Below are 24,307 nucleotides of genomic sequence, written 5' to 3' on the forward strand. Positions count from 1 at the left end.
TTCGGCTGGGACACGCCATGGCCGCCGAAGGCGACTCCTGCAGCAGGCTCCAGGGGCTCACAGGATGGCTGTGGCGATGTTCCAGCCGGTGCCGAGGAGGGAGCGGGCGCCCACACCCCCCGAACCGTTGCCCGGGTACAACCACAGGTTGCCCGTGCCGTCCCGTCCGACGAAGTCGGCGGTGCGGTCGCCGTTGAGGTCTCCCGCGCCGGCGATCGCCGTCAGGCCGTTGTAGGTGCCCGTGCCCAGCCGCGTCCGAAGCCCGAAGCCACCCGAGCCGTTGCCCGGGTAGAGCCACAGGTAGCCGGTTGCGCGTTCCCGGGCGAGCAGGTCGACGCGTCCGTCGCCGTTCCAGTCCCCGACTCCGACGAGGGCGTTCATGACGTTCCACCCGCGTCCGATCAGCACGGCCGCGCGCCACCCGCCGGTGCCCGTCCCCGAGTAGAGGTAGAGGCTGCCGTCGCTCGTGCCCCGCGTCACGAGGTCGGCACGCTGGTCCCCGGTGAAGTCCCCGACACCCACCACGGTGTCGAAGATGTTCCAGCCGCGACCCACGACCACGGCCGGCAGGCTCCAGCCGCCCCTGCCGTCGCCCTTGTAGAGCAGCAGGTCCCCGCTGGACGCGACGCGCGCGACGACGTCCAGGGACCCGTTTCCGTTGACGTCACCAGCAGTGTCGATGACGTCGAAGACGTTCCAGCCCCGGCCGATCTCCACGCCGAGCCCGAGGCCACCGGTTGCGTTGCCGGCGTACAGCCGGAGGGAGCCGGTGCTCCAGCGGGCGAGCACGTCGTTGCGCCAGTCGCCGTTGAACTCCGCGGTGCTGTTGGACAGCGACGACGCAGGCATCGGCAGGGCCGTGAACGCGTACGTGCCGCAGGTGCGGTCGTAGTCGCGGGTCGAGTCCCACCACTGCGACAGGAAGACCCTGCCGCCGGAGAAGCTCGGCTGCGTGCACCGGTCGAGCGCCTCGCCGGGGTAGTCGAGTGTGCCTGCCGTCGCCCACACCGGAACGCCGGGCAGCCACCAGCTGCCCGTGATCGCCTGCCAGCCGGAGGTGTTGGAGTACACGCCGTACGGGTAGCCGGCCTCGCGCAGCCCTCGCATCAGCCCTTCGAGGACGTAGCGGTTCTCGCGCTGCGCAGCGGTGCTGCTCGTCGGCCAGGGCTGGGCCGGACGCGGCTCGACGTCGACCCACACGACCGGGGGACGCCAGCCGACCTTCGCAAGGGACGCCACGGCATACCTGGCCTCGGCGTAGCCGACGTTCGACAGCCGGGCGGCGCGTGTCGTCGGGCGCCAGGGGCCGCTCGAGCCGTATGCCGTCTGCTGGGCCGAGGTGGGGAAGGTCGCCATCGTGTAGGCCTGCGCCGGCTTGTCGCGGGTCCTGAACCACGCCACCTGGCTCGCGAGGCACGGGTTCTCCGTGAATGCCAGCCCCTGGGTGAGGCCGACGACGACGAACTGCGCGGAGTCCGGTGGCATCGGGTGGCCGTAGCCGCCGACCGACGTCGGGCACTGGGGCCAGGAGACGTCGTTGCCGAGGAGCACCGCGGCCTGGACGCTCGGTGTCGTCCAGAGCCCGAACGTCACGGCTATGGCGACCAGCGGGACGAGGGCAAGGCGGCGGAGCCGGCCCGGAAGCCGGACGTCGTGCGCCCGGACGAACATGGCAACCACTTCCTCGGTCACCTCCAGTGTGCGTCGCGCAGCTCGTGCCCGAGCCCCCTTTCTGCTCGACGACGGGCTCGGTGGGGCGCGTTCGGGCCCCGGGCTGCTCGTTAGGCTGGGCCGGTGACTGACACGACAGGCCAGCCCTCCGGTGACCTCAAGGTCGCCGTCATCGGTGCCCGGGGGCGGATGGGCTCCGAGGCCGTTCGCGCGATCGAGGCGGCCGCCGGGCTGTCCCTGGTCGGCGCCTACGGCTCCGCCGACCTCCTCGGTGACCTCGGGGGAGCCGAGGTGGCGGTGGAGCTCACCGTGCCAGCAGCCTCACCGGGCAACGTGGCCCACTGCGTCGCTCGGGGGGTCCACGTCGTCGTCGGCACCACGGGTTGGGACGACGACCGGCTCGAGACGCTACGCGCGCAGGTGGCCGAGGCGCCCGCGCCGGCAGTCGGCGACGCGGTCGGCGTCCTGGTCGCGCCGAACTTCGCGATCGGCGCGCTGCTGATGATGTCCTTCGCTGCCAAGGCCGCTCCCTTCTTCGAGTCCGTCGAGGTGATCGAGCTGCACCACCCGGCCAAGGTGGACGCGCCTTCCGGGACGGCGGCCCGCACGGCCGCGATGATCGCGGCCGCCCGGGCTGACGCCGGCTGCGCGCCCGTGCCCGACGCGACGACGCACGACCCGGACGGTGCCCGCGGCGCCCGCGTCGACGGCATACCGCTCCACTCCGTGCGGCTGCGCGGCCTCACCGCCCACCAGGAGGTGCTGCTCGGCAACGCGGGGGAGATGCTGACCCTGCGCCACGACTCGTTCGACCGCGGCAGCTTCATGCCGGGAGTGGTCGCGGCCGTGCGTGCCGTGGCCGGTCACCCGGGCGTCACGGTGGGGCTCGAGCACTACCTCGGCCTGGCGTGAGCGCCGGCACTCGGCGGGCCTGACGTGGCGATCCCCAAGGTCGTCCTCTTCTACGCCTTCCGGCCGCTCGCCGACCCCGAGGCGCTGCGCCTCTGGCAGCGGGATCTCTGTGAGGGCCTCGGGCTGCGCGGGCGGATCCTGCTGTCGCGACACGGGATCAACGCGACCGTGGGCGGTGACGTGACGGGGCTCAAGACGTACGTCCGCAAGACCCGGGAGTACGCGGCCTTCCGTGACATCGACGTGAAGTGGAGCGACGGGACCGGACTCGACGCCGCGGGCCGCAGTGTCGACTTCCCGCGCCTCGTCGTGAAGGTCCGCGACGAGATCGTCTCGTTCGGGGTGCCCGAGGAGGTGGTCGTCGACGAGGACGGCGTCGTCGGAGGAGGCTCGCGGCTGACGCCGGACGCGCTGGACGAGCTCGTGGCCGAGCGCGGCGACGAGGTGGTGCTCCTCGACGGGCGCAACGCCGTCGAGGCCCAGGTCGGGCGGTTCCGCGGCGCCGTCGTGCCCGACATCCGGCACACCGCCGACTTCGTCCGTGAGCTCGACTCGGGGCGGTGGGACCACCTGCGGGGGCGCCCGGTCGTGACCTACTGCACGGGCGGGATCCGCTGCGAGGTGCTGACGAGCCTGATGCGCTCACGCGGGTTCGACGAGGTCTACCAGCTCGACGGCGGCATCGTGCGCTACGGCGAGCAGCGCGGCGACCGCGGGCTCTGGGAGGGGCACCTCTACGTCTTCGACGAGCGGATGAGCGTCGCGTTCAGCGACGAGGCCACCCACCTGGCCCGCTGCCATGTCTGCGACGCCCCGACGAGCCGGATGCACAACCGCGAGGACCTGCCGGGCCGTCCCCTCCAACCCGTCTGCCACGCGCACGCCTGAGGGTTCGGGCCCGAGGTCTCAGGCCCAGCCCAGCGCCCGCAGGACGGCCGCCGTCGCGGCGCCGAGCACCACCACGACGAGGAACGGCGCCCGGAGCAGGAGTGCCACGACCGCGACGGCCACGGCGACGGCGCGGGCGTCGAGCACGAAAGTGCCGCCCGGTCCGGTGAAGGCCTGGGTCGCCACGAGCGCCGCGAGCAGCGCGATCGGCAGGGCGCCGGTGATCCGTCGAACCCGTGGCTGCTCGAGCAGGTGGGCCGGCACGAGGTGTCCGGCGAGCTTGGTGCCGAAGGCGACCAGGGCCGCGACGAGGATGGCGGTCCAGAGGCTCACGGACGCGCCGCCTTCGGGCTGCGCCAGGCCAGCAGGCACGCCGCTGCCGCGGCCACGACGGGTATGCCGGGTGGCATCGTCGGCGACAGCACCACCGCCACGACGGCGCCGAGCACGGCGATCGCGACGGCGTCCCGGCTGCGCAGCCGGGGCCACAGCAGGGCGGTGAACGCCGCGCAGGCCGCGGCGTCGAGGCCGTAGGTGCGCGGGTCGCCGATGAGGTTGCCGATGAGGGCGCCGGCGAGGGTGGTGAGGTTCCACAGGACGAAGACCGTCAGCCCCGTGAGCCAGAAGCCGAGGCGCGAGGTGCGCTCCTCGCGCTGGGCCACGGCCACGGCCGTGGACTCGTCGATGGTCAGGTGCGCGGCCGCCACCCTCCTGGCACCGCGGACGCCGAGCAGGTGGGTGAGCTCCAGCGCGTAGAGGCCGTTGCGGATGCCCAGCATGGACGACGCCGCGATGGCCGCAGGAGCGGCTCCCAGGCCGTTCGCGATGATCCCGACGAAGGCGAACTGGGAGCCGCCGGTGAACATCAGCAGCGAGAGCGCCATCGCCTGCCAGGTGCTGAGGCCGGCGGCGACGGCGAGCGCGCCGAAGCTGATGCCGTAGGCGCCGGTGGCGACGCCGACCGACAGGCTCTGGCGGACGATCGCCCGCCGTGCGGCGGGTCCAGCGGCTGCGGTCACTCCGGCCCCGTCACGCCCGCCGACATCCGGACCTCGCGGGCGGTGCGGCCGTCCTCGGACACGACGCGCTCGCGCGAGGCGCCGTCGGCTCCGAGCCCCGCCGCGGCGAGGAAGCCCTGGGTGTGCTCGTCGTCGGCGAGCACCCACGCCGTCAGCGCGTCGGCGCCACGGCCGCGAGCCGTGTCGACGGCGGCGTTGAGCAGACGGGAGCCGTGGCCCTGCCGGCGGGCGTCGGGGTGCACGCCGAGGACCAGCAGCTCGGACGCGCCCCCGCCGTCCGGGTCGGGGGAGGGAGCCACCGCGGCGAAGCCGACCACCTGCTCGCCGGCGCACGCGACGAGGAGCAGGTGGTCGGGGGAGGGCGCGTCACCCAGGGACGAGCGCCAGACGCTCGCGAACGCGCGGGGCTCGAGCTGGGCGAGGACCTCCTCGGCCAGCACGCCCGCATACGCCTCCCGCCAGACGACCGACTGGACGAGGCCGACCGCCGGTGCGTCGGAGGCCCGGGCGACGCGGACACTGGCGTCGGCCACGGGCCCGGGCTCGTGGGAGTGCCCGTGCGCGTGGTCGTGATCATGACCGTGGTGGTGACCGTGGGGGCTCTGCTCGTCGTGTGCCACCTCCGCATCTTCTCAGGCGGCGCCCGCCCGGCCGGCGACGGCTCCTGCGCCGCCCTTTGGCCCCGGCTTTGGACGCTCACCGCCGCATCTCGCATACTGGACTCATGTATGGCAACGACGTCATCGACCCGACGCAACCGCTCAACGCGGCCGAGACGGACGCGTACGCCGCGGCCTCGGCGCACGAGGACCAGCGGGACACGGTCGGCGACGACTTCGACGTCCTCATCGCGGCCGACCAGCGCATCGAGCCGCGGGACGCGATGCCGGAGAAGTACCGCGAGACGCTGATCCGCCAGATCGCGCAGCACGCGCACTCCGAGATCATCGGCATGCAGCCCGAGGGCAACTGGATCACCCGCGCGCCGTCCCTGCGCCGCAAGGCCATCCTCATCGCCAAGGTGCAGGACGAGGCCGGCCACGGGCTCTACCTCTACTCCGCCGCCGAGACCCTCGGCGTCGACCGGGCCGAGCTGCTCGACCGGCTGCACGACGGCCGGCAGAAGTACTCCTCGATCTTCAACTACCCGACGCTGACCTGGGCCGACTGCGGCGCCATCGGCTGGCTCGTCGACGGTGCCGCGATCATGAACCAGGTGCCGCTGTGCCGCTGCTCCTACGGCCCGTACGCCCGCGCGATGATCCGCGTGTGCAAGGAGGAGTCCTTCCACCAGCGGCAGGGGTTCGAGATCCTCTGGACGCTGATGCGCGGCACCCCCGAGCAGCAGGCGATGGCCCAGGACGCCGCGGACCGCTGGTGGTGGCCGGCGCTCGCGATGTTCGGCCCGCCCGACACGGGGGAGGCCGCCAAGGGCGGGCACACCGAGCAGTCGATGGCCTGGGGCATCAAGCGCTTCAGCAACGACGACCTGCGCCAGAAGTTCGTCGACATGATGGTGCCGCAGGCCGACAGGCTCGGCATCGTGCTGCCGGACCCCGAGCTTCGCTGGAACGACGCGCGCGGCCACTACGACTTCGGCGAGGTCGACTGGGACGAGTTCTGGCGGGTCCTGCGTGGGGACGGTGCCTGCAACGCCGAGCGCATCGCCCACCGTCGCCGTGCCCACGAGGACGGGGCCTGGGTGCGCGAGGCCGCCAACGCGTATGCCGCCAAGCAGGCTTCCAGGGAGCAGCAGAAGGAGAGTGCCGCGTGAGCGGAGCCACGACCCCCTCCACCGAGGACGGGGCGCCGTCCCCTGCCCGCACGGAGCGCAGCTGGCCGCTGTGGGAGGTCTTCGTCCGCGGCAAGCGCGGTCTCTCGCACGTCCACGTCGGCTCGCTGCACGCGCCCGACGCCGAGCTCGCGCTGCGCAACGCCCGCGACCTCTACACCCGCCGCCAGGAGGGCGTGTCGATCTGGGTCGTCAAGGCCGACGACATCACGGCGAGCAGCCCCGCCGAGAAGGACTCGTTCTTCGACCCGGCCGCCGACAAGATCTACCGGCACCCGACGTTCTACGACGTGCCCGAGGATGTCGAGTACCTATGACCACCCCAGCAAGCCCTCCGCTTCGCTCCGATACGTCGCGGGGACCCCGGTGGGAGGACGACCACGTGGCCCACGACCCAGCGGTTGCCGAGGCAGCCGACTCCAAGCCGTGTGCCGCCTACCTCCTCGGCCTCGCCGACGACGCGATGGTCTACGCCCAGCGGCTCGCCGAGTGGATGACCAACGCCCCGCAGATCGAGGAGGACATGGCGCTCGGCAACCTCGCGCTCGACCTCCTCGGCCAGGCGCGCGCCCTCTACCCGTACATCGGATCCCTCGACGGGACCGGGCGCGGCGAGGACGACTTCGCGATGCAGCGGAGCGAGCGGGACTGGCGCAACGTCCACCTCGTCGAGCAGGAGCGCGGTGACTTCGCCGACGAGATGGCCCGGCTGCTGTGGTTCTCCGCGTACCAGGTCGAGCTGCACACGGCCCTGACCGGCTCCACCGACGAGGTCGTCGCGGGCGTCGCCGGCAAGGCGCTCAAGGAGGTGCGCTACCACCTCGACCACGCCTCGCTGTGGGTCGTGCGTCTCGGCGACGGCACCGAGGAGTCGCACCGACGCATGCAGGCGGCGCTCGAGCGCGTGCAGCCCTACCTCCCCGAGCTGTTCGACGACGACGAGGCCTCGGTCGGCGCGGCCGGTCGCGGCGTGGGCGTGCTGCCGTCGAGCCTGCGTGACGCTGCGGTGAACCGGGTGGCGAGCGTCCTCGAGCAGGCCACGCTCTCCATGCCGGAGCCGTCGAAGTGGCGCTCGCGGGGCGGACGGGCCGGCATCCACTCCAAGCCCATGGGCTACCTCCTCGCCGAGCTGCAGCACATCGCGCGTTCCTACCCGGGCGCCGCGTGGTGAGTCCGGTGGCGGTGGAGTCGGCTGTCGCGCAGGCGATCTCGAGCATCCCCGACCCGGAGGTGCCGGTCGTCAGCATCGCCGACCTCGGCATCCTTCGGTCCGTCGACATCGACGAGCACGCGCACACGGTGGCTGTCACCATCACGCCCACCTACAGCGGCTGCCCGGCCATGGAGGCGATCGCGTCGCGCATCGTCTTCGAGGCAGACCGTCAGGGGTATGCCGCCGACGTGCGGACGCAGCTCTCGCCCGCCTGGACGACGGACTGGATGAGCGAGCAAGGACGAGAGGCGTTGCGGCGCTTCGGGATCGCGCCCCCCGGTGCCGTGGCGGCGGGGGAGTCGCGTGGCCCGGTGCCCGTTGCCATCAGCCGCCACGTCGTCACGTGCCCGCACTGCGGCGCCAGCGACACCACCGAGATCAGCCACTTCGGCTCGACAGCGTGCAAGGCCCTGCGCCGGTGCAACGCGTGCCTCGAGCCCTTCGAGGAGTTCAAGGCCATCTGAATGACCGACGTCACCACGCCGCCCGCCACCGAGTCCGTCGCGAGCGCCCCTGCTTCGGCGGCCTCGGCCCGCCACCGGGCCCGCTTCCACCCGCTAACCGTCGCCTCCGTCGAGCGCCTCACCGACGAGGCCGTCGCCGTCACCTTCGAGGTGCCGGAGGACCTCGTCGACGAGTTCGCCTTCGAGCCGGGGCAGCACCTCACGCTGCGGGCCACCATCGCGGGCGAGGACGTGCGGCAGTCCTACTCCATCTGCCAGTCGCGCCTGGCCGACCCCACCGGGCGCCGGCTGCGGGTCGCCGCGGCGCGTGTGCCGGAGGGCCGGATGTCCACCTGGCTCAACGACGTCGTGACGGTGGGCGACGTCGTGGACGTCATGACCCCCCAGGGCTCCTTCACGTGCGAGACCCGGCCGGACGGCATACGTCATCACGTCGCCGTCGCGGCGGGGTCCGGCATCACGCCGGTGCTCTCGCTGCTGACGTCGGCGCTCGAGGAGGAGCCGGGCTCGCGCGCGACGTTGCTCTTCGGCAACCGGCGGACGAGCTCGATCATGTTCCTCGAGGACCTCGAGGACCTCAAGAACCGCTTCCCGGGGCGCTTCCACCTCGTCAACGTGCTCTCGCGCGAGGCGCAGGACGTCGAGCTCTTCCACGGCCGGCTCGACCCCGAGCGGCTCTCGGCGATCTTCGATGCGCTCCTGCCGGTCGAGGCGGTGGACGAGTGGTACCTGTGCGGGCCGTTCGGCATGGTGACCAGTGCCGAGGCCCTGCTGACGGGGCAGGGCGTCGACCCGCGGCACATCCACCACGAGATCTTCCACGTCGACGACGGCACCGAGCCGAAGCGCAAGGTCGTCGTCGACGCCGGCGCGCCGCCCGAGGCCACCGTCACGGTCAACCTCGACGGGCGCACCACGGTGATCCCGATGCCGAGCAAGGAGGAGACGATCCTCGACGCGACGCTTCGGGCCCGTCCCGACGCGCCCTTCTCGTGCACCAACGGCGTCTGCGGCACCTGCCGCGCCCGGCTGGTGGCCGGTGAGGTGCGGATGGACCGCAACTACGCGCTGGAGCCCGAGGAGGTCGCGGCGGGGATCGTGCTGGCCTGCCAGAGCCACCCGGTCACCGCCGAGGTCAGCCTCGACTACGACGCCTGAGTGTTGCGGCTGCCGGCGCTGACACCAGGGGTGGAGTCCTTTGCGGTCCCACGGCCCCCGCAACCACTGACGCCCCTCCACCAGGTCCTGCAACGGGACTGGGGGTCCAGCGGGTTACGCTTCCGCACGTGCGGCAGTACCTCGACCTCCTCGACCACGTCCTGACCCACGGCCAGGAGAAGTCCGACCGGACCGGCACGGGCACCCTCAGCGTCTTCGGCCACCAGATGCGCTTCGACCTGGCCGACGGCTTCCCGGCCATGACGACGAAGAGGCTGCACCTGCGCTCGATCATCGGCGAGCTGCTGTGGTTCCTGCGCGGCGACACCAACGTGCGCTGGCTCCAGGAGCGCGGCATCTCGATCTGGGACGAGTGGGCCGACCCCGTGACCGGCGACCTCGGCCCGATCTACGGCTACCAGTGGCGGTCGTGGCCGACGCCCGACGGCCGCCGCGTCGACCAGGTCGCCAAGGTCATCGAGCAGATCCGCACCAACCCCGACAGCCGCCGCCTGATCGTCTCGGCGTGGAACGTCGCCGACGTCGACGACATGGCGCTGCCGCCGTGCCACACGATGTTCCAGTTCTACGTCTCGCCGCCCGGGCCCGACGGGCGCCGCCGGCTGTCGTGCCAGCTCTACCAGCGCAGCGCCGACATCTTCCTCGGCGTGCCGTTCAACATCGCCAGCTACGCCCTGCTGACGCAGATGATCGCCCAGCTGACCGACCTCGAGCCCGGTGAGTTCGTCCACACGCTCGGCGACGCCCACCTCTACCTCAACCACCTGGACCAGGCGCGGCTGCAGCTGGCCCGCACTCCGCACCCGCTGCCGACCATGCGGATCAACCCCGACAAGAAGGCCATCGACGACTTCGACCTCGAGGACTTCGAGCTGCTCGACTACGTCGCCGACCCCGGCATCAAGGCCCCCATCGCGGTCTGAACGGGGAGCATCTGGGACCCTTGGCGCCATGAGCGAGCCGTCCGGGCCGAAGCCCGACGTCACGATGATCGCCGCCGTCGCGCGCAACGGGGTCATCGGCGACGGCCGGGCCATGCCGTGGCACCTGCCGGAGGACCTGAAGTTCTTCAAGCGCACGACCATGGGCCACCCGATGGTGATGGGCCGGCGCACCTTCGACTCCATGGGGGCGCTCCTCGGTCGCCGCAGCATCGTGGTCACCCGACAGCCCGAGTGGAGCGCCGCGGGCGTCGAGGTCGTCCACTCCCTGCCCGACGCGCTCGCCCTCGTCGCAGGCGACGAGCAGGTCTTCGTCGTCGGCGGGGGAGAGATCTACCGCCAGGCCATGCCGTATGCCGTCCGCCTCCTCGTGACGGAGGTCCACCAGTCCCCGGAGGGCTCGGTCACCTTCCCGGACATCGACCCCGGCGACTGGGCGGAGACGGCGCGCGACGAGCAGCCCGGCTTCGCCTGGGTCACCTACGAACGGCGGTCGTGAGGCCGACGCACGCCACTCGTACCGGGCGCCCGGAGAAAACGTCCGAAACGGATGTAACGCCCGCAGGTCCGCGCCGATGTAGGGGGTGGCGAGGCACTACCCGGACCCCCGAGCGGGTAGTGCCTCGTTCTCGTGCCCGAGGTCAGTGGCTCGGCAGGGAGCAGGGCAGGCGAGCTTTCTGCGGCCCGGATCCCGGCAGTGGGCGGCGCGCCGTGGGCCGCGCCGCGGGCGCTAACCTTGGGCGCATGGCTGACGCACCCGCCCTCGGACGTGTCCTCTCGGCGATGGTGACGCCCATGCGCCCCGACGGCTCCGTCGACCTCGACGCCGCCCAGCGGGTCGCCACCCACCTCGTCGACGCCGGGCACGACGGGCTCGTCGTCTCAGGCACCACCGGCGAGTCGCCGACCACCTCGGCCGACGAGAAGGACGCGCTCCTGCGGGCCGTCCTCGAGGCCGTCGGCGACCGGTGCGTCGTCATCGCCGGCGCCGGCAGCAACGACACCGCCAAGAGCGTCGAGTCGGTGCGGCTCGCCGAGAAGGCCGGAGCCCACGCCGTCCTCGCCGTGACCCCCTACTACAACAAGCCGCCCCAGGCCGGGCTCGTCGCACACTTCACGGCGCTCGCCGATGCCAGCGAGCTGCCGGTGATGGTCTACGACATCCCTGGCCGCTCCGGCATCGCCATCGCCCGCGAGACCTACCTGCGCATCGCCGAGCACGAGCGCATCGCGGCCGTGAAGGACGCGCGCGGGGACCTGTGGTTCGCAAGCCGGATGATGCAGGAGACCGGCCTCGACTGGTACTCCGGCGACGACGCCATGAACCTCGCGCACTTCGGCAACGGCGCCGTGGGCTTCGTCGGTGTGACCTCGCAGGTGGCCCCCGCGGCATACCGCGAGATGGCCGACGCCGTGGTCGAGGGCCGCTGGGACGATGCCCGCGCGGTGCACCTGCGCCTCGCGCCGCTCGTCGACGCCGTCATGAACGTCACCCAGGGCGCCATCATGGCCAAGGCCGGCCTCGCCGTTCAGGGCCTCATCGACTCGACCACGGTCCGGCTGCCGCTCGTGCCGGCCGACGAGGAGCAGACCGCCCTCGTGCGCGCGGCCGTCTCGACTCTCGCGGCGGTCGAGTGACCGCCCCACGACCTCAGACCGGAGCCTCAGACAGGCCCGGCACCACCGAATGACAGGACACCTGTGAGCCATCCCCACCCCGAGCTGACCACGCCACCCGCACTCCCCGACAACGGCCTGCGGGTCGTCGCGCTCGGCGGACTCGGCGAGGTCGGACGCAACATGGCCGTCCTCGAGACGAAGGGCCGCCTGCTCGTCATCGACTGCGGCGTGCTCTTCCCCGAGGACCACCACCCCGGCGTCGACCTGATCCTCCCCGACTTCAGCTACATCCGTGACCGCCTCGACGACATCGAGGCGATCGTGCTGACCCACGGGCACGAGGACCACATCGGGGCCGTCCCGTACCTGCTGAAGCTCAAGGGCGACATCCCGATCATCGGCTCCGCCCTCACGCTGGCGCTCGTCGAGGCCAAGCTCAAGGAGCACCGCATCCGCCCGTACTCGATGGCGGTCAGGGAGGGGCAGCGCGAGCGGCTCGGCGTCTTCGACCTCGAGTTCGTGGCCGTCAACCACTCGATCCCCGACGCGCTCGCGGTCTTCGTGCGCACCGAGGCCGGCACGCTGCTGCACACCGGCGACTTCAAGATGGACCAGCTGCCCCTCGACGGCCGCCTCACCGACCTGCGCGCCTTCGCCCGCCTCGGTGAGGAGGGCGTCGACCTCTTCCTCACCGACTCGACCAACGCCGACGTGCCCGGGTTCACCACGCCCGAGCTCGAGATCGCGCCGGCCATCGACAAGGTGTTTCGCCACGCCGAGCGCCGCATCATCGTCGCCTGCTTCAGCAGCCACGTGCACCGCGTCCAGCAGGTGCTCCACGCGGCCGAGAAGGCCGGCCGCAAGGTCGCGATGGTGGGTCGGTCGATGATCCGCAACATGGGCATCGCCGCCGAGCTCGGCTACCTCAAGGTGCCCGACGGCATCCTCGTCGACCTCAAGAAGCTCGACCACCTGCCCGACGACGAGGTCGTACTGATCTGCACCGGCTCCCAGGGTGAGCCGATGGCGGCCCTGTCGCGGATGGCCAACCGCGACCACCGCATCGACGTCGGCCCCGGCGACACCGTGCTGCTCGCCAGCAGCCTCATCCCGGGCAACGAGAACGCCGTCTACCGCATCATCAACGGCCTGATGCGCCTCGGCGCCAACGTGGTGCACAAGGGCAACGCCAAGGTGCACGTCTCGGGTCACGCGAGCGCCGGCGAGCTGCTCTACTGCTACAACATCGTCAAGCCCCGCAACGTGCTGCCGGTGCACGGCGAGTGGCGGCACATGTATGCGAACGCCCAGCTCGCCGTCGCCTCCGGCGTCCCCGAGCGCAACGTGGTGCTCGCCGAGGACGGCGTCGTCGTCGACCTCGTCGACGGCCAGGCCTCGGTCGCCGGAGTCGTCGACTGCGGCTACGTCTACGTCGACGGCAGCAGCGTGGGTGGCGCCGACGAGGCCCTGCTCAAGGACCGTCGCATCCTGCGCGACGAGGGCTTCATCACCTGCGTCGTCGTGCTCGACGCCGCCACCGGCAAGATCGCGAGCGGCCCCGAGATCACCGCGCGCGGCTTCGTCGAGAACGAAGAGATCTTCCAGCAGGTCATCCCCAAGGTGGAGCGAGCCGTCGAGGAGGCCGTGGCCAACGGCGTGCGCGACGACCAGCAGCTCCAGCAAGTCATCCGGCGGGCCGTCGGCTCGTGGGTCGGCGGCAAGATCCGTCGCCGGCCGATGATCATCCCGGTCGTGCTGCAGGCCTGAGGTGGTGACGGAGGAGGCTGACGGTGCAGGGGCGCTCCGATCGGTCGACCGGGGCCGTGCCCTGCGCCGCTGGCTCGACATCGCCATCGGGCTGATCCTGCTCGTGCTGGTCGCGGTCGGTGCCCTGCGCTGGGTCGACTCGACGGCATACCCCGTCGTCGTGCTCCAGACGACTGGGCCCTTCGTCGTCGTGGGGCTGGGACTGCTGACGGTCGCCACGCTGCTGCTGCGCCGGTGGTGGATGCTGCTCCCCGTGGTCGCGGCTCTCGCGGTCGCGGCCACGGTGGCCGCGCCGGCCTTCCGGGAGACGACCTCGCCCAAGGCGGACCGCGACCTGACGGTCATGGCGGCCAACGTCTGGATCGGCTCGGCCAACGCCGAGCAGCTGATGGACGCCGTGCGCTACCACTCGGTGGACGTGCTCGTCCTCACCGAGGCGACGCCCGCGATGCTGCGCCGGCTGGACGAGGCGGGGGCGAGCGACTACTTCACCGGGCGTGAGGGCGTGGCCCGGGCCGGCACGTCCACCGGGACGATGGTGCTCTCGCGCTACCCGGTCTCGGTGCGCGACGCGGGCGCTGACCCCGGCCGCGAGCACACCACGAGCGTCCAGCCGGAGCTCGACGTCACGACGCGCCGCGGCACGGTGCGCCTCAAGGCCGTGCACCCGCTCGCGCCCGTGCAGGGCGACACCGACGAGTGGCGTGCGGGGTTGCGGGCGCTGCAGACATGGGTGCGGGCCACCGCCCGCGACGAGCCCGTCGTCGTCGCGGGCGACTTCAACGCCGACTTCGGCCACCCCGGCTTCCGCGACCTCGCCGACGGCCTCGTCGACGCGCAGCGCGCCGACGGCCAGGGATGGGTGCGCACCTGGCCGTTCGCCGGCCGGCGGCTGCCGGCCTACGTCCAGCTCGACCACCTGTTGAGCGGGGGGCTCACCGTGGTGGATGCCGGTCAGGTGGCCTACAACCACGCCGATCACGCCGCGGTGTGGGCGACCTACGCCCTGCCCCGACGCTGACCGCCCGGCGCTGACCGCCCGGCGCTGACCGCCCGGCGCTGACCGCCCGGCGCTGACCGCTCGGCGCTGACCGCTCGGCGCGGCGGCGCCCGCTCACCAGGGTCGTTCGACCTCGACGTCCCGCGGGTCGGCGCCCTCGACGAGCCAGCCGGCCTCGGTGCGAGACCACGTCGCCGCGGTCCCGTGGTCGACGAGACCCGCGACGGCGGTGATGAGACGGTCGACGCCCTCCGGGGTGCTGCCCAGGCCGATGCTCGCCCGCACGGCGGTCACCGGACGCTCACCCCACGGGTCCTCGAGCAGCTCGTCGACGAGCAGGTGCGCACAGAACTTGCCGTCGCGCACCCCGATGCCGTGCTCGACGGACAGGACCTGCGACACCAGTGCCGAGTCCCAGCCGTCGACCGTGAACGCGACGACGCCGACGCGGTCGCTGTCGTCGCCGAAGATCGAGAGCACCTCGACGCCCGGCACGTCGGCGAGGCCGGACCGCAGGCTCTCGAGGAGCCGGGTCTCGTGCGCCTCGATGACGTCCGCGTGGCGGCGGAGGGTCGCGCAGGCCGCGGCCAGCGCGATGGCGCCGATGACGTTCGGGCTGCCGCCCTCGTGGCGGGCCGGGCCGGTCGCCCAGGCGGTGCCCTCCTCGGTGACCGCCCGCGTCGCGCCGCCCCCGAAGAGGTAGGGCGTGCCGGCGTCGAGCCAGTCGGAGCGGCCGGCGAGCACGCCGGCCCCGTACGGCGCATAGGTCTTGTGCCCGGAGAAGGCGACGTAGTCGGCGTCCCACGCGGCGAGGTCGATCCTGCGGTGGGCCGAGAGCTGCGCCGCGTCGACGGCGATCCGGGCGCCGTGCTCGTGCGCGAGTCGCGCGAAGCGACGGACCGGCCACACCTCGCCCGTCACGTTGGAGGCCGCGGCGATGACGACCAGGCGGTGCCGTGACTGGTGCGCGGACAGCGCCTCGTCCAGGAGCGCGTACGCGTCGTCGAGGGTCTGCGGGACCGGCAGGCGCACCGTGCGGAACCGACCCCACGGCAGCAGCGTCGAGTGGTGCTCGCTGCCGAAGACGAAGACGGTCGTGCGGCTGGGCAGGGCTTTGCTGAGCAGGGCCCACGAGTCCGTGGTCGTGCGGGTGAAGACCACCGAGTCGCCCTCCCGGGCGCCGACGAAGTCGGCCACCTCGGTGCGCGCCTGCTCGTACCACGCGCTCGTCAGGCGCGAGGCGAAGCCGGCGCCACGGTGAACGGAGGAGTAGGTCTCCAGCGCCCGGTCGACGGCGGCCTTGACCGTCTCGAGGGCGGGCGTCGACGCCGCATGGTCGAGGTTGGCGTATGCCGTCTCGCCCCGCAGCGTCGGCACGCGCAGTCCCGCGCCCACGACCGTGGGCAGCGTCTGTGCCCCGGTGACTGCCCGAGCGACTGACTCGGAGACCGACTCCGAGGCCGACTTCGAGACTGACTCGGAGACTGACTCGGCGACCGACTCGGGAACGGCGTGCAGGGCGCGGGTGCGCACTGCCGGCGCCGCCGAGCTCCCACCACAGGGGGAGGCCGCAGGGTAGGTCGCCTGGCGGGCCGAGTGGGTCGAGGGGTGGGTTGAGGGAAGGACCGACATCTGCGTGCTCCTGGGGTCGTGGGACCCACCTGGTGCAGGTCCGCGCTTGCCGACCTCGATCACGCGTTCGGACCGAGGGTGGCCTGGTCGTCACCCGGAGCACCCCACCGCGGAGGAGGGTTGCTGGCCAGCGAGCCGGGGCTTGTCACTGGCACTCATGACCTGCGCAGGACGATAGGCGCGTCCTTCGGCTGGTGTCCACCTGTGGTCCAGGCGTGTCGCCATCCGAGACGCGGCGCCCGAGGAGGTTCAGCCGCGGCGGCCGCGCCGCCTGGCGTCCCGCAGCTGTGCGACGATCCAGAGCCCGGGTCGGTCGTTCATCGTCCGCCACGCGCGGCGAGACGGGTGCCCACATCGCCGGCCCGGCGACCACGTACGACCCGGTCCTCGACGGTGAGGCCGAGGAGGGTGTAGCCGACGACCCAGGCCACGCCGATGACGGCGCCCAACAGGGCGGCGAGGGGCAGCGCGACGAGCAGGGCGGGAACGGGGCCGCATAGGGCTCGTTGTTCGCTGTGTGGCACTCCGCCACCTGAGGTGCGCGTGTGACGCGTGAGTTCAGCGGTGCGTTGACGTACCGTGCCAGCATGGCGTCACGTCCCTCCACCACCCAGCGATCGACCACCGCCGCGGCCACCCGCGCCAAGGGGTCGTCCGGGGGTGCCTCGTCGCGCCCGCCCGCAGCTCGCTCTGCCCGCCCCGCCCAGCGCAAGCCCGCGGCGCGCAAGCCCGCCGCCAAAGGGGCGTCCAAGACCCGCGGCGGCGGCCTGCCCTTCCCGCTCGGCGCGATGCGCAACACGTGGATGGGCGTCTCGCACCTGGCCGGGGGAGCGGTGCGTCGCGTCGGCCACAGCGCCGCCGACCTCGAGCCCGAGCACCGCCGCGACGGCATCGGCTTCGCCCTCATCGCGCTGGCCGTCATCGTCGCGGCCCGCGAGTGGTGGGGCGTTGCCGGCACGTTCGGCGACGTCGTGCACGCCGTCTTCGCCGGCACCTTCGGACGCGTCTCCTACGCCGTCCCGCTCGTCCTGCTCGCCCTCGGCCTGCGGATGCTCCGTGCCCCCCAGGACGACGCGGCGACCAACCGCATCGTCGTCGGCACCATCGCGCTGACCTTCTCGGCCTGCGGCCTGTCCCACCTCGCCGACGGCATCCCCAACCCGCCCGACGGAGCCAATGGCATGCGTGCGGCCGGTGGCATCCTCGGCTTCCTCGCCTCGAGCCCCCTCGCCGCGGCCGTCTCCCCGGTCGGCGCGCTCGTGCTGCTCATCCTGCTCGGGATCTTCGGGCTGCTCGTCGTCACGGCCACGCCGGTCGCGATGATCCCCACCCGCCTGCGCCAGCTGCGCGCGCTGGTGATCCACGACGGTCACGTCGACGACCAGGGCCACGACCACTCAGAGCCGGACGACGCGCCGGCCGCCGCGGTCAAGCGCGCCCGCCGCAAGCCGGTCGACCTCGCCGACCGCGACGGCGACGAGGCCTTCCGCCAGGCCGCTCAGAAGGCCCTCGAGGACGAGGGGGCCGGCCCCCGCCCCGGCGAGAAGCGCCCGACGCCTCCCGGGCTGGTCGTCCCGCGCCCCGGTGGCAAGGGCGAGAAGGTCATCGACGCCACCGACCCGAAGACGCTCGGCGCGCCCGACACGAGCAGGGTCGGCCCCAAGGCCGAGCTCATCCCGCCGCCCATGTCCGAGCTGCCTGCCCGTGTCGAGCAGCTCAGCCTCGGCGGCGACATCACCTACCGCCTGCCCGACCAGGCGATGCTCACGCCCGGGGCGCCCCACAAGACGCGTAGCGAGACCAACGACCGCGTCGTCGAGTCGCTGACGAACGTCTTCGACCAGTTCGACATCGACGCCGCCGTCACCGGGTTCACCCGCGGCCCGACGGTCACCCGCTACGAGGTGGAGCTCGGCTCGGGCACCAAGGTCGAGCGCGTCACCGCGCTGTCGAAGAACATCGCGTATGCCGTCGCCTCGGCCGACGTGCGCATCCTCAGCCCCATCCCGGGCAAGTCCGCCATCGGCATCGAGATCCCGAACCTCGACCGCGAGAACGTCGCGCTCGGCGACGTGCTGCGCAGCCACACCGCGCGCAGCAACGAGCACCCGATGGTCATGGGTGTCGGCAAGGACGTCGAGGGCGCCTACGTCATCGCGAACCTCGCGAAGATGCCGCACCTGCTCGTCGCCGGCGCCACCGGCTCCGGAAAGTCGAGCTTCGTCAACTCGATGATCACCTCGATCCTCATGCGCGCCACGCCTGAGGAGGTGCGCCTCATCCTCGTGGACCCGAAGCGGGTCGAGCTGACGGCATACGAAGGCATCCCGCACCTGATCACGCCGATCATCACGAACCCGAAGAAGGCCGCGGAGGCGCTCGCCTGGGTCGTCAAGGAGATGGACCAGCGCTACGACGACCTCGCGGCGTTCGGCTTCAAGCACGTCGACGACTTCAACAAGGCGGTCCGCGCCGGCAAGGTCAAGCCGCTGCCCGGCTCGGAGCGGCAGCTGACGACCTACCCGTACCTGCTCGTCGTCGTCGACGAGCTCGCCGACCTCATGATGGTCGCCCCGCGCGACGTCGAGGAGTCGGTCGTGCGCATCACCCAGCTCGCTCGCGCGGCAGGCATCCACCTGGTTCTCGCCACGCAGCGCCCGTCGGTCGACGTCGTCACCGGCCTCATCAAGGCAAACGTGCCGTCGCGCATGGCGTTCGCGACCTCCTCGCTCGCCGACAGCCGCGTCGTGCTCGACCAGCCCGGCGCCGAGAAGCTCATCGGCCAGGGTGACGCACTCTTCCTCCCGATGGGTGCCAGCAAGCCGATGCGTGTGCAGGGCGCGTGGGTCAACGAGTCCGAGATCCACGAGGTCGTCAAGTTCGTCACGACCCAGCTCAAGCCCAACTACGTCGAGAACGTCACCGTCGCCGCTCCCAAGAAGCAAATCGACGACGACATCGGCGACGACCTCGACGTGCTGCTGCAGGCGACCGAGCTCGTCGTCACGACGCAGTTCGGCTCGACGTCGATGCTCCAGCGCAAGCTGCGCGTCGGGTTCGCCAAGGCCGGCCGCCTCATGGACCTGCTCGAGTCGCGCGGCGTCGTGGGCCCGAGCGAGGGCTCCAAGGCGCGTGACGTCCTCGTGCGCCCCGACGACCTCGAGCAGACGCTGGCCCTGCTGCGCGGTGAGGACGTGCCGCACCCCAACGAGCCGTCCGACGACCTCCCCGAGGTCGCCGAGCCCGCCCAGCCGTACGCCGCCCCGCCCGTCGACATCGAGCCGCCCGAGGTGGCGGCCGGCTACACCGACGAGCCCGACGTGCCGCGGGAGTCGGGTCAGGACACGGCCCCGCAGCGCACGGCCGCGCTCGTCGCCGAGCGCGGCGAGCACCGGTTCGACGACGACAGCGAGGCCACGGCCGCGATGCCCACGGCACGGTGGACGCCCGGCGACATGACTCCCACGGTCGACGAGGACGACGAGGAGTCCGAGGACGCCTGGAACCTCACCGACCGCGGCGGGCGCGAGCGCTACTGACCCGGCGCAATGCACACGGGCGAGGGCGGGTGGCGCCCGGCGCCCCGCCGTCGCACTAGGCTCCGAGACGTGAGTGCGTCGCTGGAGCTCTGGCCGTCATCGCCCCGTGGTACGGCGCCGTCGCGACTCGACCGCCTCCGGCGCAAGGTCGCCGAGCTGCCGTGCGCGCTGCTGCTCTTCGCCCAGCTGACGGCGCTCGTGGCCTACCCGTTCATCGAGACGCGCGCCGGCGACGTCCGCGAGACCGGGCGCGCGATCTTCGGCCTGATCGGGCTGCTCGTGCTCTTCCTCGCCGTTCGCGCGGTGCGTGCGACGCCGGCCCTGACGTGGGTGGCGGTGCTGCTCGGTGGGCCGGTCGTGCTGCTGACCGTCGCCGAGGCGATCTGGCCGCTCAACGACGTCCTCGCCTTCTGGAGCGCCCTGCTGCACGCGCTCTTCTACTTCTACACGGGCTACGGCCTCCTCCGGTACATGTTCGCCGACAACTGGGTGACCCGCGACGAGCTCTACGCCACTGGTGCCACCTTCACGGTGGTCGCGTGGGGCTTCGCCTACCTCTACGTCGCGGTGCAGCTCATCTGGGGCAACTCCTTCACCATCTACGGCGAGACCAACCCCGGCACTCGCACCTGGTTCGAGCTGCTCTACCTCTCGATCACGACGATGACCTCGACCGGTCTGTCGGACATCATCGCGGTCGAGGCGCACGCACGTGCCTTCGTGCTGCTCCAGCAGATCGCCGGCATGCTGTACGTCGCGCTCGTCGTCGCCCGCCTCGTGGGCCTCACGATCGCACGCTTCCGCCAGTAGGTGGCCAGGGTCCCGCGGCCGTATGCCGTGTGCCGCGGCGAAGCGCGTACGCCCAGCGGTCGCCGGAGTTAGCCTCGAAGGGGTCCGAGGTTCGGGGCAATGCAACCGCACAGGCGTGGCGCGGCATGCGGGAGGCCTGCGATGAACAAGAAGAAGGACAGGCGGGCGGGCGCCGGCGAGGCGCTGCTGGCGGTCGCGCCGGTCGACACGTGGGACCAGTCCGCGCGCGGGACGAGGCTGCCGCGCAAGAGATACGAGTCGCAGCTCGCCGGGCTGCAGGGCGAGCTCGTCGCCATGCAGGAGTGGGTCAAGGCCTCCGGGGCCAAGGTGTGCATCGTCTTCGAGGGGCGCGACACCGCAGGCAAGGGCGGCACGATCAAGCGGCTCGTCGAGCGCGTGAGCCCCCGGGTCTTCCGAGTCGTGGCGTTGCCCGCGCCCACGGAGCGGGAGAAGTCCCAGATGTACATCCAGCGGTACATCAAGCACTTCCCGGCCGCCGGTGAGGTCGTCATCTTCGACCGCAGCTGGTACAACCGGGCCGGGGTCGAGCGGGTGATGGGGTTCTGCACGCCCGCCCAGACCGACCGCTTCCTCGAGCAGGTGGCCGAGGTCGAGAAGGCCATGACCGACTCGGGGATCCTCCTGCTGAAGTACTGGCTCGAGGTCGGACCCGAGGAGCAGACGCGCCGCATCGAGAGCCGGATCCACGACCCCCGCAAGGTGTGGAAGCTGTCCGCCATGGACCTCGAGTCGTTCAGCCGCTGGTACGACTACTCCCGTGCCCGTGACGCCATGTTCGCGGCCTCGGACACCCCGTGGGCGCCGTGGTACGTCGCACACACCGACGACAAGCGGCGCGGCCGGCTCGACATCATCGCCCACCTGCTGAGCCAGGTGCCGTACGAACCGCTGGAGATCAGAGACGTCGAGCTCCCGGCGCGTCAGGGGCCTGGTGACTACCAGCCGCCGGCTCTGCCACCCCGAGTCATCCCCACACCGTACTGAGGGCGGCCCGCCCACCGCTCCTCGCGCAGCCGTCCGGGAAGGAATCCGATGTCCGAGAAGGTCACCGTCGCAGCCGTGACCCCGCGGCCGGACCCGGCCGCCGCGTGGTGGGCCCTCACCGTGGAGGAGGTGGCGCAACGTCTGCACGTCGACCCGGTCAGCGGCCTGACGGAGGCCGAGGCCGGGCAGCGGCTCGAGACCTCGGGACCCAACGTGATCGCCGAGGAGGAGCCGGAGCCGGTCTGGAGACAGTTCTTCAAGCACTACCGCGACTACATGCAGATCGTGCTGGTCGTGGCTGCGGCCGTCAGCCTCCTGATCGGTGAGTGGGGGACCGCGGTGGGCCTCGCCCTGCTGACCCTGTTCAACGCCTGGTTGGGATACCACCAGGAGGGCAAGGCCCACGCTGCCGCAGCGGCTCTCGGAGCCATGCTCCAGGCGGTCGCCAAGGTCCGGCGTGGCGGCTCCGTCCTCGAGGTCCCCGCCCAGGACATCGTGCCGGGCGACGTGGTGCTCGTCGACGCGGGTGACCGGGTCCCGGCCGACGGCAGGGTCATCGTGGCGGCGACGCTCGAGGTCGAGGAAGGCGCCCTGACCGGCGAGAGCCTTGCCGTCGAGAAGAGCACGGAGGCGCTCGCCCCGACGGACGTGGCGATCGGTGACCGCACCTGCATGGTCTTCATGAACACGAACGTCACCCGCGGGCACGGCGAGGTCCTCGTGACCACGACCGGGATGGGCTCGGAGGTCGGGCACATCGCCCACCTGCTCGCGGAGCACAAGGCAGAGAAGACGCCCCTGACCAAGCAGGTCGACCGGCTGACGATCTTCATCATCGGTGCGGCCCTCTTCGCGTTTGTCGCGATCCTGGTCATGGGACTCGCGCAGGGCGAGTCCTTCACCGTCCTCTTCGGCATCGGGGTGGCCCTTGCCGTGGGCTCGATCCCCGACGCCCTGCCCGCCGTCGTGACCACGATCCTGTCCGTCGGCTCGGTCAACATGGCCCGCAGACACGCGATCATGAAGGTGCTGCCCGCCGTGGAGACGCTCGGCTCGACGTCGGCGATCAACTCCGACAAGACCGGCACCCTGACGAGGAACGAGATGACGGTCCGGGAGGTCACCACCGTCGCGCACCACTACACCGTGAGCGGTGAGGGGTACGACTTCGCGGGCCAGGTGCACCGCACGTCGGGGGACGCCGAAGCGGACCTCGACTACGTCTTCTTCCCCTGTGCGCTCTGCCAGGACGCCGACATCCAGGACGGCACCGTCGTCGGCGACCCCACCGAGGGCGCGCTGTACGTGCTCGCCCAGAAGGGCGGCATCGACGTGCGGCAGTTCCGCCAGAGCCACCCGCGGATCGCTGCGGTGCCCTTCGACTCCGACTACAAGTTCATGGCCACCTTCCACCGGATGCCGGGGGCGGACGGCCGGCCGGTGGTGCGGGCGTACGTCAAGGGCGCGCCGGACGTGATCCTGGACCGGTCGACGCGGGCCCGGATGCCGGGAGGGGTGAGCCAGGCGCTCACCGGCGAGACACGCGCGAAGGTGGCCGCCGAGAACGAGCGCATCGCCGCCCAGGGCAGGCGCGTCCTCGCCTTCGCCCAACGCGAGCTCGACCCGGCCACCTTCGACCCCTCCGCGGACCTGATGCCGCTCATGCAGGACCTCGAGATGGTCGCCCTCGTCGGTGAGGTCGACCCGCCCCGACCGGAGGCCAGGACCGCCATCGCCGAGGCGAGGCGGGCCGGGATCCGGGTTCGCATGATCACGGGGGACCACGCCGTCACCGCCGCGGCCATCGCGGCCGAGCTCGGCATCGAGGGACGCGCCGTCACCGGTGCGGAGTTCGTCGCCCTCGACGACGAGCAGGCGGCCGCGCAGGTCGAGGAGATCGGTGTGGTCGCGAGGGTCGCGCCCGAGCACAAGGTCAGGCTGGTCGAGGTGCTGCGGCGCAACGGCCACATCGTGGCGATGACCGGGGACGGCGTGAACGATGCACCTGCCATCGCCGCCGCGGACATCGGCATCGCCATGGGCATCACCGGCACGGACGTGGCCAAGGGCGCGGCCAAGATGATCCTGGCCGACGACAACTTCGCGACCATCGTCGCCGCGGTCGAGGAGGGCCGGTCGGTCTACGACAACCTGCAGAAGTTCCTGCGGATCCAGATCGCGAACCTCTTCATGTTCATCCTCGCGTTCCTGGGCTCGAGCATCTTCCGGGTCGCCGGCACGGCGCTGCTGATCCCGTCGCAGGTGCTGTGGATCCACATGGCGGTGGTGGCTCCGCTCGGCGCCGTGATGGGCCTTGACGTCGCCAACCCGGGGATCATGCGCCGGTCACCGCGGCCCTTCGACCAGCCCATCATCGTCAGGTCGATGATGCTGCGGCTGCTGGTCAACGGCCTCTTCATGGCCGCCGCGACGCTCGTCCTGGTCCAGATCGGGAAGACGACCTACGGCTCGCTCCAGGTGGGGCAGACCATGGCCCTGGTGGGCCTGTCCCTGATGAACGCCTTCCTCGCGCTCAACCTGCGCTTCCCCCAGGACAGCGCCTTCGGGAGCGCGACGCTGTCGAACCCGAAGCTGCTGTGGGCACTGGCGTGGACGATCGTCAGCGCGATGCTCATCACGCAGGTCCGTGTGCTGCAGGACCTCTTCGACACCGTCCCCCTCACCGGCAGGCAGTGGGCCATCGTCCTCGTTCCCGGCGTCGTCCTGCTGGCCCTGGGCGAGCTCTTCAAGGTGGTGCTGCGGATGCGGCGGGCCTCACACGAGGTTGCCGTTCCCAGCCAGGACGCGTCCTCTGCGGTGCCGTGAGAGCGAGTGCACCTCTGCCAGCAGGCGGC

22 protein-coding genes and 1 riboswitch are annotated in these 24,307 nt (G+C 71.8%); of the genes, 16 read left to right on the top strand and 6 right to left on the bottom strand.

Annotated features, from left to right (window positions below; genetic code table 11):
* Positions 1-57 precede the first annotated feature (57 nt).
* A complete protein-coding gene (locus ABD194_RS14975; RefSeq protein WP_343992748.1) occupies positions 58-1,692 on the bottom strand; it encodes an FG-GAP-like repeat-containing protein in 1,635 nt (544 codons plus the stop codon).
* A 102-nt stretch (positions 1,693-1,794) separates the two neighbouring features.
* On the opposite strand from ABD194_RS14975, the gene dapB reads away from it, so the two are divergent.
* A complete protein-coding gene (dapB, locus tag ABD194_RS14980; RefSeq protein ID WP_343992750.1) occupies positions 1,795-2,583 on the top strand; it encodes a 4-hydroxy-tetrahydrodipicolinate reductase in 789 nt (262 codons plus the stop codon).
* Positions 2,584-2,607: 24 nt separating this feature from the next.
* Complete coding sequence (gene trhO / locus ABD194_RS14985) at positions 2,608-3,471, top strand: oxygen-dependent tRNA uridine(34) hydroxylase TrhO (protein ID WP_343992752.1); 864 nt, start codon at positions 2,608-2,610, stop codon at positions 3,469-3,471.
* Between the two features lie 18 nt (positions 3,472-3,489).
* On the opposite strand, the gene ABD194_RS14990 is transcribed toward trhO, so the two are convergent.
* The 3 genes from ABD194_RS14990 to ABD194_RS15000 are packed head-to-tail and all read right to left on the bottom strand — an operon-like array spanning position 3,490 to position 5,023.
* On the bottom strand, positions 3,490-3,804 hold the full coding sequence (locus tag ABD194_RS14990; RefSeq protein WP_343992754.1) for an AzlD domain-containing protein: 315 nt from the start codon (positions 3,802-3,804) through the stop codon (positions 3,490-3,492).
* Positions 3,801-4,490, bottom strand: a complete 690-nt coding sequence (locus tag ABD194_RS14995; RefSeq protein ID WP_343992756.1) for an AzlC family ABC transporter permease — start codon at positions 4,488-4,490, stop codon at positions 3,801-3,803. Before ABD194_RS14995 ends, ABD194_RS14990 begins: the two co-directional genes overlap by 4 nt.
* Positions 4,487-5,023, bottom strand: coding sequence for a GNAT family N-acetyltransferase (locus ABD194_RS15000; RefSeq protein WP_343992758.1), 537 nt, complete (start codon positions 5,021-5,023; stop codon positions 4,487-4,489). Before ABD194_RS15000 ends, ABD194_RS14995 begins: the two co-directional genes overlap by 4 nt.
* A gap of 191 nt (positions 5,024-5,214) precedes the next feature.
* Here ABD194_RS15000 and paaA point away from each other — a divergent pair, with 191 nt between their 5' ends.
* The 10 genes from paaA to ABD194_RS15050 all read left to right on the top strand — a co-directional run bounded on the left by paaA (position 5,215) and on the right by ABD194_RS15050 (position 14,487).
* The gene (gene paaA / locus ABD194_RS15005; RefSeq protein WP_343992760.1) at positions 5,215-6,264 is read left to right on the top strand and encodes a 1,2-phenylacetyl-CoA epoxidase subunit PaaA; all 1,050 of its coding nucleotides are present in this window, start codon (positions 5,215-5,217) and stop codon (positions 6,262-6,264) included.
* Positions 6,261-6,599, top strand: coding sequence for a 1,2-phenylacetyl-CoA epoxidase subunit PaaB (gene paaB / locus ABD194_RS15010; protein ID WP_343992762.1), 339 nt, complete (start codon positions 6,261-6,263; stop codon positions 6,597-6,599). The genes paaA and paaB overlap by 4 nt, the downstream gene beginning before the upstream one ends.
* Before the next feature lie 65 nt (positions 6,600-6,664).
* Entirely contained in the window at positions 6,665-7,453 is a 789-nt protein-coding gene (gene paaC / locus ABD194_RS15015) for a 1,2-phenylacetyl-CoA epoxidase subunit PaaC (protein WP_343992764.1), read from the top strand.
* Entirely contained in the window at positions 7,447-7,959 is a 513-nt protein-coding gene (paaD, locus tag ABD194_RS15020) for a 1,2-phenylacetyl-CoA epoxidase subunit PaaD (RefSeq protein WP_343992766.1), read from the top strand. The genes paaC and paaD overlap by 7 nt, the downstream gene beginning before the upstream one ends.
* Positions 7,960-9,117 carry a 1,2-phenylacetyl-CoA epoxidase subunit PaaE gene (paaE, locus tag ABD194_RS15025; RefSeq protein WP_343992768.1) on the top strand — a complete coding sequence of 386 codons (1,158 nt, stop codon included), beginning with the start codon at positions 7,960-7,962 and terminating at the stop codon, positions 9,115-9,117.
* A gap of 128 nt (positions 9,118-9,245) precedes the next feature.
* Entirely contained in the window at positions 9,246-10,061 is an 816-nt protein-coding gene (locus ABD194_RS15030; RefSeq protein ID WP_343992770.1) for a thymidylate synthase, read from the top strand.
* Positions 10,062-10,089: 28 nt separating this feature from the next.
* Positions 10,090-10,578 (top strand): dihydrofolate reductase, encoded by a 489-nt coding sequence (locus ABD194_RS15035; protein ID WP_343992772.1) that lies wholly within the window; start codon positions 10,090-10,092, stop codon positions 10,576-10,578.
* A gap of 245 nt (positions 10,579-10,823) precedes the next feature.
* Positions 10,824-11,717 (top strand): 4-hydroxy-tetrahydrodipicolinate synthase, encoded by an 894-nt coding sequence (gene dapA / locus ABD194_RS15040; protein ID WP_343992774.1) that lies wholly within the window; start codon positions 10,824-10,826, stop codon positions 11,715-11,717.
* Positions 11,718-11,780: 63 nt separating this feature from the next.
* The gene (locus tag ABD194_RS15045; RefSeq protein ID WP_343992776.1) at positions 11,781-13,466 is read left to right on the top strand and encodes a ribonuclease J; all 1,686 of its coding nucleotides are present in this window, start codon (positions 11,781-11,783) and stop codon (positions 13,464-13,466) included.
* A 4-nt stretch (positions 13,467-13,470) separates the two neighbouring features.
* Positions 13,471-14,487 carry an endonuclease/exonuclease/phosphatase family protein gene (locus ABD194_RS15050; protein WP_343992779.1) on the top strand — a complete coding sequence of 339 codons (1,017 nt, stop codon included), beginning with the start codon at positions 13,471-13,473 and terminating at the stop codon, positions 14,485-14,487.
* A 93-nt stretch (positions 14,488-14,580) separates the two neighbouring features.
* Here ABD194_RS15050 and ABD194_RS15055 read toward each other — a convergent pair whose 3' ends face one another.
* Together ABD194_RS15055 and ABD194_RS15060 are read right to left on the bottom strand one after the other, a co-directional pair.
* Complete coding sequence (locus tag ABD194_RS15055; RefSeq protein ID WP_343992781.1) at positions 14,581-16,098, bottom strand: aminotransferase class V-fold PLP-dependent enzyme; 1,518 nt, start codon at positions 16,096-16,098, stop codon at positions 14,581-14,583.
* A gap of 37 nt (positions 16,099-16,135) precedes the next feature.
* Positions 16,136-16,261, bottom strand: a riboswitch (SAM riboswitch).
* 154 nt (positions 16,262-16,415) lie between these two features.
* Positions 16,416-16,622 carry a hypothetical protein gene (locus tag ABD194_RS15060; protein WP_343992783.1) on the bottom strand — a complete coding sequence of 69 codons (207 nt, stop codon included), beginning with the start codon at positions 16,620-16,622 and terminating at the stop codon, positions 16,416-16,418.
* Between the two features lie 63 nt (positions 16,623-16,685).
* Between ABD194_RS15060 and ABD194_RS15065 the strand changes: the two genes are divergently transcribed.
* The 4 genes from ABD194_RS15065 to ABD194_RS15080 all read left to right on the top strand — a co-directional run bounded on the left by ABD194_RS15065 (position 16,686) and on the right by ABD194_RS15080 (position 24,278).
* Positions 16,686-19,637 carry an FtsK/SpoIIIE family DNA translocase gene (locus tag ABD194_RS15065; protein WP_343992786.1) on the top strand — a complete coding sequence of 984 codons (2,952 nt, stop codon included), beginning with the start codon at positions 16,686-16,688 and terminating at the stop codon, positions 19,635-19,637.
* A 69-nt stretch (positions 19,638-19,706) separates the two neighbouring features.
* Positions 19,707-20,447 carry an ion channel gene (locus tag ABD194_RS15070; protein WP_343992788.1) on the top strand — a complete coding sequence of 247 codons (741 nt, stop codon included), beginning with the start codon at positions 19,707-19,709 and terminating at the stop codon, positions 20,445-20,447.
* 141 nt (positions 20,448-20,588) lie between these two features.
* Positions 20,589-21,452 carry a polyphosphate kinase 2 gene (gene ppk2, locus ABD194_RS15075; RefSeq protein WP_343992790.1) on the top strand — a complete coding sequence of 288 codons (864 nt, stop codon included), beginning with the start codon at positions 20,589-20,591 and terminating at the stop codon, positions 21,450-21,452.
* A gap of 48 nt (positions 21,453-21,500) precedes the next feature.
* The gene (locus ABD194_RS15080; RefSeq protein WP_343992792.1) at positions 21,501-24,278 is read left to right on the top strand and encodes a cation-translocating P-type ATPase; all 2,778 of its coding nucleotides are present in this window, start codon (positions 21,501-21,503) and stop codon (positions 24,276-24,278) included.
* The last annotated feature ends 29 nt before the right edge of the window (positions 24,279-24,307 follow it).

This window comes from Terrabacter terrae (genome assembly GCF_039529575.1).
GTDB lineage: Bacteria > Actinomycetota > Actinomycetes > Actinomycetales > Dermatophilaceae > Terrabacter > Terrabacter terrae.